Annotated in this window: 7 protein-coding genes; 6 read left to right on the top strand and 1 reads right to left on the bottom strand. The window is 73.8% G+C overall.

Features of this window, described 5'->3' with window-relative positions; all coding sequences use genetic code 11:
• Positions 1-41 precede the first annotated feature (41 nt).
• Positions 42-962 carry an NAD(P)H-binding protein gene (locus QQM72_RS40485; protein ID WP_314225811.1) on the top strand — a complete coding sequence of 307 codons (921 nt, stop codon included), beginning with the start codon at positions 42-44 and terminating at the stop codon, positions 960-962.
• Between the two features lie 1,602 nt (positions 963-2,564).
• Here the strand turns inward: QQM72_RS40485 and QQM72_RS40480 are convergent.
• Complete coding sequence (locus QQM72_RS40480) at positions 2,565-3,557, bottom strand: ScbA/BarX family gamma-butyrolactone biosynthesis protein (protein WP_314225809.1); 993 nt, start codon at positions 3,555-3,557, stop codon at positions 2,565-2,567.
• Positions 3,558-3,890: 333 nt separating this feature from the next.
• Here QQM72_RS40480 and QQM72_RS40475 point away from each other — a divergent pair, with 333 nt between their 5' ends.
• The 5 genes from QQM72_RS40475 to QQM72_RS40455 all read left to right on the top strand — a co-directional run bounded on the left by QQM72_RS40475 (position 3,891) and on the right by QQM72_RS40455 (position 10,621).
• The gene (locus tag QQM72_RS40475; RefSeq protein ID WP_314225808.1) at positions 3,891-4,079 is read left to right on the top strand and encodes an acyl-CoA carboxylase epsilon subunit; all 189 of its coding nucleotides are present in this window, start codon (positions 3,891-3,893) and stop codon (positions 4,077-4,079) included.
• A 128-nt stretch (positions 4,080-4,207) separates the two neighbouring features.
• Positions 4,208-5,794 (top strand): acyl-CoA carboxylase subunit beta, encoded by a 1,587-nt coding sequence (locus QQM72_RS40470; protein ID WP_314225810.1) that lies wholly within the window; start codon positions 4,208-4,210, stop codon positions 5,792-5,794.
• Positions 5,795-5,867: 73 nt separating this feature from the next.
• Positions 5,868-6,554, top strand: a complete 687-nt coding sequence (locus QQM72_RS40465; protein WP_314225807.1) for a ScbR family autoregulator-binding transcription factor — start codon at positions 5,868-5,870, stop codon at positions 6,552-6,554.
• Between the two features lie 321 nt (positions 6,555-6,875).
• A complete protein-coding gene (locus QQM72_RS40460; RefSeq protein ID WP_314225806.1) occupies positions 6,876-7,730 on the top strand; it encodes an AfsR/SARP family transcriptional regulator in 855 nt (284 codons plus the stop codon).
• 2,069 nt (positions 7,731-9,799) lie between these two features.
• Positions 9,800-10,621 (top strand): AfsR/SARP family transcriptional regulator, encoded by an 822-nt coding sequence (locus tag QQM72_RS40455; protein ID WP_314225805.1) that lies wholly within the window; start codon positions 9,800-9,802, stop codon positions 10,619-10,621.
• Positions 10,622-12,136: the final 1,515 nt, after the last annotated feature.

The raw sequence follows: 12,136 nt of genomic DNA, 5'->3' as shown, positions 1-12,136 counted from the left end.
GTGGGGTGGTGGGGGCCTGGTCGGGTGGGAGGGGGTGTGCGGTGATTTTGGTGACGGGGGCTACGGGGACGGTGGGGCGGGAAGTGGTGGGGTTGTTGCCGGCGGGGGTGGGGGTGCGGGTGATGGCGAGGGATCCGGCGGGGGTGGTGGGGGTGGCGGCGGGGGTGGAGAGGGTGGCCGGGGATTACGGGGATCCGGGTTCGCTGGCGCGGGTTCTGCGGGGGGTGCGTACGGCGTTCCTGGTCACGGCGGGGGTCGGTGGGGGTGATGATGCGGTGTTCGTGGCCGCGGCGCGTGCGGCGGGTGTGCGGCGGGTGGTGAAGCTGTCCGCGGCGGCTGTCCTGGACGGCGGGGCCGGTGATCTGATCACGCGGTGGCAGCGTGAGAGTGAGGAGCTGCTGCGGGTTTCGGGTATGGAGTGGACTTTGCTGCGTCCGCGGGCGTTCATGTCGAACTGCCTGTCGTGGGCGGGTTCGGTGCGTGGTGAGGGTGTGGTGCGTGCTCTGTACGGGGAGGCGGCGCATGCCTGTGTGGATCCCGCGGACGTGGCGCGGGCGGCGGTGCGGGTGCTGACCGAGGAGGGGCATGCCGGGCGCGCCTACACCCTGACGGGGCCGCAGGCGCTCAGTGCCGTCGAGCAGACGCGGCAGCTCGGGGCTGTGCTGGGTGTCGCGCTGCGTTTCGAGGAGCTGGGCCCCGGGCAGGCGCGTGCCGCCCTGGCCGGGCGTTATCCGCCGGCGGTGGTCGAGGCGCTGCTGGACAGTGCGCTGCGGCTGAAGGCGGGTGCCAAGGCCGGGGTGCAGGACACTGTCAGCAGGCTGACGGGCCGTCCGGCGCGCACTTTCCGGCAGTGGGCCGCAGCGCATGCCGCGTCCTTCGGCGCGCTCACCGCCGCGGCCGGACCGCAGGCCGGGCCGCGGGCGCCGGGGGCCGGGGCGGCCGGGGCGGACGCGGGCCCGTAGGGCCGGGGCTGCGCTCCGCGGCCCCGGGCGGACGTGGTCCCCGGCGGACGTGGTCCCGGTCCCGGTAGGGCCGGTGCTGCGCCCCCGCCTCCCGCACCCTGCGCCCCGCGGTCCCGGGCGGACGCGGCCCGGTGGGGCCGGTGCTGCGCCCCCGCCCCCGCGCCCCCGCCCCCGCGCCCCGCCTCCCGCACCCTGCGCCCTGCGCCCTGGGCCCTGGGCCCGGGGATGTGGGGGGTTTTCGCCGTCTGTCCGGCTGTCCTGCTGGGGTGGGGGCCCGTCGTGTCCGGGCCCGGTACGGGCCGTCCCGGGGCGCCGGCCGCCGCCCGGCCGCTGTGTCTGGCGGGCGGGGCTGTGCGGGGCAGGGACCGGCACGGTGTCAGGGCCGTGTTGAGCGTCGGCCCATGCCCTGGAAGACCGCGTCCTGCGGTGCTCGGTCACTTGCCCGGTGATCGAGAACCCGGCGCCGCGTTCGCCGTATGTTGCCTTGCCGGACAGGTAGGTGAGGGCGGGCGTGACGGTGTCGCTCCGGCCTCGCCGGCCGGGTCGTGGAGCACGCGCGCAGGTGCCGGCAAGTCGTCCGGCTCGGCTGCGCGAAGCGGTGAGCCGTCGGGGTCGCCGGGCTCCCGGTCGCCGGCGGCGCAGAGGTGTCCGGCCTCGCAGATGGAGACGGGCATCCCGGTCTCGCATGCGGGGCGGAACCACCTCGATGGTCCCGTCGGCCGGGCCCTCCAGGGCCGAGGGCCAGACGGGGACACCGTCGAGCGCCATGACGGTCTGCGGCAGGTAGACGTGGGAGGCGGGCTCCGCGGGGCGGCGGATCCGGGCGTGGGCCACAGTCCGCAGTCGCTCGGTCAGGGTGGCGTGCTGGTTGGGGGTCTCGTCATCGGCAGCAGCGGCGATCGCTCCGGCCAGGAGCAGTGCGTGTCGCCGTCCTTGTCCGTCCCGTTTCCCGGATCGGCAAGGGAGCGGGGGCGGCGAAGGCCGCCGGGTAGACGCTCCCCTGATGGCACAACCGTGACCACAGGTCGCTCCAGGCCTCGTCGTCGGGCTCGGTGCCAAGCCGTTCGAGCAGCCTCGGAATGTCCTCGGCGGTGCCGTACGCGTGCTTCAACTGCGGCCAATCCGTCATGGGGCATCCAACCAAGCCGCCCCTGCGCCGCCCCCGCCCCCGCCCCTGCGCCGCCCCCGCCCCTGCGCCGTCCCTGCGCCTGGCCGGCAGCAGGGCGGGCTGCCGTCGGCATCGACCTGGGGAACCGGGTGAGCGGCTCTGGCCCACACCGGAGCGCTGGGTGGAGAAATCCGAAGGGCCCATCAGCGGCCGGGGCCCCGCGTCCTGCGCCCCGCGGCCTGTGCCCTGCTGTCGCCCCGCGCCCCGCGGCCGGGCCCCGCGTCCCGGGGCCAGGGCCCCGCGTCCTGCGGCCGGGTCCCGCGTCCCGTGTCCCGCGCCCCCGCTCCACGCCCTGCGGCTTGCGCGGCCGGGCCCGCGTCCCGGGGCCAGGGCCCCGCGTCCCGCGGCCGGGTCCCGCGTCCCGTGTCCTGCGGCCGGGTCCCGTGTCCCGTGTCCTGCGGCCGCGTTCCGTGTACGCGCCTGTGGCTGGTGGTTCATATGGTGAGTGGTGCTGCGGTGACGGTGGAGCGGAAGACGGGTGTTCCGTGCTGGTGGGCGGTGACGAGGACGGCGGGTCCGCGGTGTGCGGGGGTGCGGGTCAGGCGGCGGGCCTCGATGAGGCAGGGGGCGTCCAGTTCCGCGTACTTGGTGAATTCGCTGGTGATGTCGAGGGGGAGGGTGCTGTGGCCCAGGACGGCGGCGGTGGCCTGGCGGGCGGCTTCGAGGAGCACCATTCCGGGCACGTGGTCGACGGGGTGGTCGAAGAGGATGGGGTGGGCGGTGTCGGCCCGCAGCTGCCAGCGGCCGGGCTGTCCGATGGGGGACAGTACGACGTCCATGGGGGAGACGCGGCCGACGTTCTGGGGTGCGGCCGGGGCGGTCAGCGGCAGCGGGCGGTGCATGCTGGCGGCGCGTTCGCCGCGCAGGCGTTCGTAGACCTTGGCGGAGGTGCAGGTGAAGGTGGCGCCTCCGGTGGCCGCGATGTGGCCGCCGCGGCGGATCACCGCGTCGTAGTGGAGGCCGGCCAGTTCGCCGCGGCGGCGTTTGACGTCGCGGCAGGAGATCTCCAGTTCGACCGAGGCGGGCGCGTCGCCGACGCGCAGGTGCGCCGGCTCGACGGCGATCGCGAGGTCCCACATGAGGAAGTGGTGGTCGAGGGGGACGCCGAACTCCGCGTGGGCCAGGAGCGATCCGGCCTGCCGGATCGTTTCCGCCGCGATCAGCGGGTCGTGGCAGCCGTCCACGGCGGCGAAGAAGCTGTGCCCGCGCGGCCACTGGGCGCAGACGGTGAAGCGCTCGTCGTCCACCCGTGCCCAGTCGGTCAGCATGACCTCGGCGACGCTCGCGCGGTGGACGAGTTCCTTCGGGACGGTGGTGGTCAGAGACCGGAACAGGAGGGCGCCGGTTCCTGCCAGGGGCGCCGGGCCGCTCTGGTCGCGTACCGCGCCGGATACCGCGCCGTTCATACGGAACGTGCTCGCAGACATGGGTCCCCCTGAGTGCCTTGGCTTGAATGTGAGTGGCAGATCCCTCAGGACAGCGAAGATACATACCACCCGGTTTAATTTCTAGAAGGAACGCGGCACTCCAGTCCCGTGAAAAATGGAGTGAAGTATTCCCAAATGTAGGGATGATCACCCGGCGGCCGCGGTGACCGCCCGTGACCCCCGGGTTCTGCGGGGTCACCGCGGTGCGCGCGCGGCGGCCCCGGGCCGCCGCGCGCAGGGCGCCCCCTGTCCCGTATCTCAAGCGGTCTCAAAGCCGTTCTTGAGTGGCCTGAGTGACGGTGTCTGCAGGCCCGAGAAAGGGGGACCGCTCGGATGGGGACGGAAGAAGCCCTGATCAGGGTGGAGCGAGGCCGGCCCGACGAGGCGGAACTGGCCGCCGTGGTCGCGGTGCTGCTCGCCCTGCAGGCAGGTGCGCGCCAGACGGCCGGCCCGGCGCCGGCCGCCCGGCTGCGCTGGTCGCGCGGACCGGGTGCCTACACGGCACCCGACAGCTGGCGCTGACGGGCGGGGGAGTCCCTGGCGGATTCCCTCCCCACCCACAGAAACCGCTCAGGCGGTTTGTTAAGATGTCCGACGGACCCGGGGCGGGACCTCCTCGGCCCTGCCTCAGGAAGGCACCTGACATGGCGATGACGACTGCCCTGGCACCGATCGAACCGGGGCCCACCGATATACGCGGACGCGTGGCGGAACTGCACAGCATCCGTGAGCAGGCGCTGGCCGGGCCCGGTGAGCGGGCGACCGCGGCGCAGCACGCCAAGGGCAAGCTGACCGCCCGCGAGCGGATCGAGCTGCTCCTGGACGCGGGCTCCTTCCAGGAGGTCGAGCAGCTGCGCCGGCACCGGGCCACGGGTTTCGGGCTGGAGGTGAAGAAGCCGTACACGGACGGTGTGATCACCGGCTGGGGCACGGTCGAGGGACGTACCGTCTTCGTGTACGCGCACGACTTCCGCATCTTCGGCGGCGCGCTGGGCGAGGCCCACGCCACGAAGATCCACAAGATCATGGACATGGCCATCGCCACCGGAGCCCCGCTGGTCTCGCTCAACGACGGCGCCGGCGCCCGTATCCAGGAAGGCGTCTGCGCCCTCGCCGGCTACGGCGGCATCTTCCGGCGCAACACCCGCGCCTCCGGCGTCATCCCGCAGATCTCCGTCATCCTGGGCCCCTGCGCGGGCGGCGCCGCCTACAGCCCCGCCCTGACCGACTTCGTCTTCATGGTCCGCGACACCTCGCAGATGTTCATCACCGGCCCCGACGTCGTCCGGGCCGTCACCGGCGAGGAGATCACCCAGAACGGCCTGGGCGGCGCCGACGTGCACGCCGAGACCTCCGGCGTGTGCCACTTCGCCTACGACGACGAGGAGACCTGCCTCGCCGAGGTGCGCTACCTGCTGTCCCTGCTCCCGCAGAACAACCGCGAGGCCCCGCCCGCGGCGCCCTGCGCCGACCCGGCCGCCCGGCGCGCGGAGCGCCTGCTCGACCTGGTCCCCGCGGACGGCAACCGGCCCTACGACATGAGCCAGGTCATCGGGGAGATCGTCGACGACGGCGAGTACCTCCTGGTCCACGAGCGCTGGGCGACCAACATCATCTGCGCCCTGGCCCGCCTGGACGGCCGGCCCGTCGCCATCGTCGCCAACCAGCCCCAGTCCCTTGCCGGGGTCCTGGACATCGGGGCCTCGGAGAAGGCCGCACGCTTCGTGCAGATGTGCGACGCCTTCAACATCCCGATCATCACCCTGCTGGACGTCCCCGGCTTCCTGCCGGGCGTCGACCAGGAGCACGGCGGCATCATCCGGCACGGCGCCAAGCTGCTCTACGCCTACTGCAACGCCACCGTGCCGCGGATCTCGCTGATCCTGCGCAAGGCCTACGGCGGCGCCTACATCGTCATGGACTCCCAGTCCATCGGCGCCGACCTGACGCTGGCCTGGCCGACCAACGAGATCGCCGTGATGGGCGCCGAAGGCGCCGCAGGCGTCATCTTCCGCCGCCAGATCGCCGAGGCCGAGGACCCCGAGGCCATGCGGCAGAAGATGGTCAAGGAGTACCGCTCCGAGCTCATGCACCCCTACTACGCGGCCGAACGCGGCCTGGTCGACGACGTCATCGACCCCGCCGCCACCCGCGAGGTCCTCATCCGCTCCCTGGCCATGCTGCGCAGCAAACACGCCGACCTGCCCTCACGCAAGCACGGCAACCCCCCGCAATAGCACGACGTTCGTGGGAGCCGCCGATCGCCGGTGCGGTGCCGGCCCTTCGGCCTCCCGTTTCTCAGGAGAGCACATGGTCAAACAGGAGCGAGCGGCCCGCACCCGGCATGCGCTGATCCAGGCCGCGGCCACGGTGTTCGCCGAGGAGGGATTCGTCACCGCGTCGCTGTCCACCATCAGCCGGCGCGCCGGGGTCAGCAACGGCGCGCTGCACTTCCACTTCGCCAACAAGCACATGCTCGCCGAAGCGGTCGAGACCGAGGCCGCCGAGGCCGTGCGCCGCATCACCGAGGCGGCCGAGGCCCGCCAGGGCGGCTCCAGCCTGCAGTCGGTGGTGGACGCCACCCACGAACTGATGGGCAGCCTCGCCCGCGACACCGTCGTGCGCGGCGGCTTCGGACTCGCCGGCGACACCGCACGCCGCGGGCAGGCCTCCGCGCGCACCCAGTGGCAGCACTGGGTGGAGGCCGTACTGAGCCGGGCCGAGCACGGCGGCGCCCTGGCGCAGGGGGTGTCCGGCGCGGACGGCGCCCGCGTCATCGTCGCCGCCACCGCGGGCTTCGGGGTGCTCGGCGGCCGGGACGCCTCCTGGCTGTCGCGGCAGACCATCACCGGCTTCTGGGAGGTGCTGCTGCCGCGGCTGGCCGACCGCCGGGACCTGGACGCCCTGGTGTGCGCCGGCTCGCAGCGCCCGGCCGCCGTCCCCCCGCGCGAGCGGGGCGCCCAGGAGCTGTCCCCGCAGACCGGCCCCGGCCTATAACAGACCGAGCGGTCTGCTAAAGCGGCCCGGCGTGGCGGCACGGGCCCCCCTTCCCTCTCCCCGCGGGGCTCCGGCCCGGCCCCGGAACGAGCCCCGGACCCGCGAATTCCGCCCCAGGCAAGGCATTTATCCCGCTCTGGAGTGGTATGCGCACCGACCCCAAGAAGAAAATACAGGATGTGCGGTTTGATATTGACAGACCGCGCGTGCTGTTCTTAGCCTTGGCAAGGCGCCGGACTGGCACCTGTCGACAGCCGCACACGCACCCGTCGACGGCCACCCACCGACCGGAGCACTCGGGCACAAAACAGGGGAGATCGAGTGGACATCGAGATACTCGGCGCATTGGCCGTACAGGAGAACGGGGTCTCCATCACGCCGACGGCCCCCAAGCCCCGCCAGGTCCTGGCCCTGCTGGCGCTGCACGCCGACCGGGTGGTGTCCGTCTGCGACCTCATCGAGGAACTCTGGGGCACCACCCCGCCGCGCAGCGCCCGCACCACCTTGCAGACCTACGTCCTGCAACTGCGCGAACTCATCGCCGTGGCCCTGGAACGGGACGGGCACGGCGGACCGCAGGCCGCCGACACCACCCGCGCGCCGCGCACCGCCAAGGACGTACTGGTCACCATGCCCAGCGGCTACCTGCTGGCCAGCGGCGGCGGCACGAGCGACGTCCGCACCTTCGAGCGCCTGTCGGGCACGGGATACCGCGCCATGGACGCCGGCGACTTCCCCGGCGCCGCACGCCAGCTGCGCGAGGCACTCACCCTGTGGACCGGCACCGCCTTCGCCGACGTCCAGACCGGCGAGCAGCTGGACATGGAGATCAAGCGCCTGGAGGAGAACCGGCTGTGCGCCCTCGACCAGCGCATCGAGGCCGACCTGCGGCTGGGACGCCACCGCGAACTGCTCGCCGAGCTGACCGTCCTGGTCAACCGCTACCGCACCCACGAGAGCCTGCACGGCCAGTTCATGCTCGCCCTGTACCGCTCGGGACGGCGGGGCGAGGCACTGGAGGTCTACCAGCGGCTGCGCGCCACCCTCGTCCGCGACCTCGGCCTGGAGCCCTCCGCGGGGCTGCAGCGCATGCAGCGCTCCATCCTCACGGCCGGCCCCGAGCCCGCGCCGGTGGCCGCCGGCACCGCCAAGGAACGCCTCGTCCCCACCAGTTGAGCCGCCACGGCACCGCCCAGGGCTCCCGCGCCGCCCAGGGCTCCCGCACGGCCCCCCGGCCCCCGGCCCGCCGGAGCCCTGGAAAGCGGCAGGCACGAAAGACCGGCCCCGCCCCGGTCCCCCCGCGCCGCCCCGCAACCGTCTCCCGCACGCCGCCCCGCAACCGTCTCCCGCACGCCGAGGCGCACCCGTCTCCCGCACGCCGAGGCGCACCCGTCTCCCGCACGCCGAGGCGCACCCACCGCCCGCCGCGGGCGGCGCACGGCGCCGGCTCCGGGACCGGCCGGGCGATCGCCGGGACGCGGGCCCCGGCCCGAACTCCCCCTCCTCTCCGGGCGATCGCGGGGACGGCGCCCGCGGCGGGGACCCGGGCGCACGCGGCCGTGCGAGGGGCAGGCCCGCGGCGTCGCACCGGCCGGCGTGCGCACGACCGGCCGCCTGCGGACCGGCGCCATGAAAGGCACCCGCGCCCGGTCAGGCACACACGCGTGAGGACCTGGGCGCGGATGAATCACCGCGGTCGCTCCTGCTCGCCGCCGGCGCCCTCCCGCTCACCCGCGCCGCCGGCCCGCAGCCAGGACAGGACACCGTCCGCCCGATGACCCGGCGCCACCGCCCCTGAGCGGTTGTCGGAACTGCGACCACCACAGGCACGCCGACACCGTGGGGGCGCTCAACGTTCCACGGGCCGGGCCGGCCCGTCGCGAAGCCCGACCGGCATAGCGAGAAACCCCCTCGTCCACGAGGACGAGGAGTCACGCCCCCGCCCGCTTCCCCCGGCCCGCCCGCTCCCCCCGCTCCCCCCGGCCCGCTCGGGCGCCGGAGCCCGCTCGGCCGTCTCACCCGCCGGAGCTGCCCCGGCCGCAGGTCCTGTCCGCGTCAAGACGCCGGGACGTGACGCACCGCCCGCCCGGGGCCGCGGCTCGTGAGGTGCCCCCCGCTCAGGGGCCTTCGCCCCTCGCCGCCGTGACGGCGCCGGCCGGGATCCCGGCGAGGAGGGGCACTCCGTCCGCGTCCGGCACGATGCGCATTCCCGGTAGCCCTGCCGCCCTGGTAGCCCTGCGGCCCTGGTAGCCGCGGCCCCGGTGGCCCGGCGGCCTGTCGCGCGCCCAGGGGGCTCCAGCCCGTGTGCTCACCCCTGTTCTTCTCCCGGCCCGTGCATCGGCGGTGCCAGGGGGCGACGAGGGTCCCCGGCGGGGCCGGTGCCACCGGTGCGGTGCGGTGCGGTACGGGGCCGGTGCCACCGGTGCGGTACGGCATCGTGCGGGTGGCCCCGGCCACGGCGGCCCCCCGGCCGGATCAGTAACCGGCGCCGGCCTGCCGGCTGCGGCACCCCCGAGCGAAGCAGCCCCGGCGCCGGGCGCACCCGCTCCGCCGGGACGTGGACGACGGCCGCGCAGAGCGTCTCGGCGTGCGTGCCCCGCCCTCCGGCCGTCCCGCCGCCCCGCAGGGCGCACCCCGACGGCGGGGCAGCGGCTTCGCGGCTCTCCCGCGGCCCGCCCGCAGCGATCTTGCTCCGCCCGCCGCGCCCCCTGACCGAAGCCGGCGGCCGCCCCGCCGCCCGCGGCACGGTCCCCTCCGCGACGGCGTGCGCAGCAGCCCGGCCACCGTGCCCGCACGCACCGCGCGTAACCCTCCTGCATGCCCTCCTGCATGCCGTCCTGCGTGCCGTCCTGCGGGTTGTCCTGCCGCCGGCCGGCACCGCCGCCGGCGGGCGGGTGGATCCGCCGCGGCCAAGAGCACCGCCCGGGCGAGGCCGGCCCGCCCCTCGGGCCGGTACGGCGAATTCCGGTTTCCTCCACAAACGGAATTCGCTTCGGCGGTGACCGGAAAGAATCTTCCGCGTTACGCCGGACGCACTTCGCTCCAGCCGCTGTTCATCCATTCTCGAGCCGCTCCAGCAGCCGTTCGTCCCTTCTCGAGCGGATCGGTTTAAGGGCCCCGGTATCGAGTTGAAACACCCTCGAACTCCGGTCGAGGAAAGCCGGGCGTGGCGTGATTCCCGCTAGTGTGCTCACGGCGATGAGATTCAGCCACGAGAGGAACTCGACGAGGTACGGAGGAACGCGGTGAAGATTCAGGTTCTGGGTCCGTTGAGTGCCGAGGTCAACGGGGGGTCGATTGTCCCGACGGCCGGTAAGCCGCGGCAGATTCTTTCTCTGCTCGCCCTCTATCCCGGACGGGTGATGCCGGTCCCCATGCTCATGGAGGAAATCTGGGGGACGGAGCCGCCGCAGAGCGCACTCACCACTTTGCAGACCTACATCCTCCAGCTGCGCCGGCGTCTGGGCACCGCGATGGGGCCCGACGCCCCCGGCGCGGCCAAGGAGGTGCTCGCCACCCGGCACGGCGGCTATCTGCTGCAGATACCACCCGAGAGTGTCGATGTGCACGAGTACGAAAGCATGGTCACGGAAGGACGGGCGGCTTTCGAGGCCGGCGACGACGAGAGATCGGCCGACCGTTTCCGGCGGGCGCTGGACCTGTGGCGCGGTCCCGCGCTGGTCGACGTACGGGTCGGGCCGATCCTCGGGATCGAGGTCATGCGCCTGGAGGAGAGCCGCCTGGGCACCGTCGAGCGGCGCATCGACGCCGATCTGCGGCTCGGCCGGCACTCCGAACTCATCGCCGAACTGGCCGAGCTGACGGCGCGCTACCCGCAGCACGAAGGACTGCACTCGCAGGCCATGGTGGCGATGTACCGGTCGGGACGCCAGGCGTCGGCCCTGTCCATCTTCCGCAAGCTGCGCATCCGTCTGATCGAGGAACTGGGCGTCGAGCCCTCGCCGCAGGTCCAGCGGTTGCACCAGGCCATGCTGGCCGTCGACCCGCAGCTGGATGTCGCCGCCGGACTGCGGCGCACCTCCACCTTCGATCTCTATGCCGCCTGAGACCGGCCGGAGCGGGGGCTCGAGTCGTACTCAGAAGCTGTGCGGAAACCTTCGCTCCCGAAGCGCTTCAGCGCTGTGACTGAGCATGCCGGCCGGTGAGCCGCACAGCACGGCGCCCGCGTGCGCACGGGGCCGGAGCGCCCGCGTGCGCACGCGGGCGCTCCGGCAGCGGACGGGAGCGCCGGCCCGCGGCGCGGGCGGACAAGACGACAACAGGCGGGGAAGACCGCAGCCTTCCCGGACCACCGCCTTCCCGGACCACCGCCTTCCCGGACCGCAGCCTTCCCGGACCGCGGACCGCGGACCGCTGACTGCGGACCGCGCCGGGTGGGTGCTCGTGCGGTGCGAGACGAAGGCCCCCGGCCACACCCCTGCCCGCGAGGCGGCCGGGAGCGAGCCGGCGCGGCAGATGCGGCCCGCAGGCCGCGACACAGGCCGTGCCCAGGCCGCGCCCAGGCAGCGGTGCGGCGGCAGGGGCGCAGCCGGCCGGCCGTGCCCCTGCCGCCGCCTCCGACGCGGTCCTGCGCCACCCCCCGGTGCGGCACGCCGTCCTTGGGCCCGCAGCCTTCCGGCCCGACGGCCAACGCCCGGCCGGCCGCCGCTTCTCCGGCCTGCCGGCCGACGTGCCCGGTCATTACCGCTCCCTTGGAACAGTGCCATTCGTGGAGCAGGATCCGGAAACACGGCGGAAAGGCCTGAAGGTCATTGCGGATGTCTCACCGTGCAATGCGGTCGATGGCGCCGCTCCCGCCGGTACCCGAATTATTTTCCGCGAATACGCTTTGCGGGAACGGAAAGAATCTTCGCGCGACTCGCGAGTGCGTCAGAATTGGAAACCGGTAAGGTCTCTCGTGCCGTCCGTTCTGTCTTCGGGTTTCCTGGCGTTCTCGGCGCCACGGTCATCGGCTGCGGGTTTGCCGGTGCGATTTCCGCGGGGTTTCCCGCACGGTGCGGACACCGTGTTCTGGTCTCCGGCCGCGGGTGATTTCCCCGGCATCGTGGCGGGGAATCACTCACCTCCGGTTTCATGATTTCCGCAAAAGAGCCGGGCCGACCCGGAGGCGCTGGTTCCGGCCAGGCGCGCGGACCGGACCTGCCAGCCGCGCCACGGTTCCCAGGGGCAGGCCGCCGGACGAGGCGCTCGGCGGCGGGTTGACGGTGCGTCCGGCCGGGGCCGGGGGCACGGGTGAGCGGGTCGGCCGCGTCGACGAGCAGGATGACGTGCCGGGCGCCTGGACCGGGCCGGTGCGATACGGCACGGATGGCTGCACCGGGTGGCTGCACCGGGTGGCTGCACCGGGTGGCGGCCGCGGTGGCCGTGACAGCGCCGGGCGGATCCCGGTCCACCGCCTTCTTGATGACGTGTCGCGCTTCCTGGGGCAGTCCGACTGGCTGCCGGGCGGGGCCGCGGAGGACGGCGAGCGGTAAAGGGGGAGTGGGGAGGGGGAGGGGGAGGCCTTCTCCTCGCCCTCCCTGCTCTTGCCGCCGCCGGCCAGGAGGTCGGGGGCCTTGGCG

This window comes from Streptomyces zaehneri (assembly GCF_032248645.1).
Classification (GTDB): Bacteria; Actinomycetota; Actinomycetes; order Streptomycetales; family Streptomycetaceae; genus Streptomyces; species Streptomyces coriariae.
This window is presented reverse-complemented; position numbering and strand designations above follow the sequence as displayed.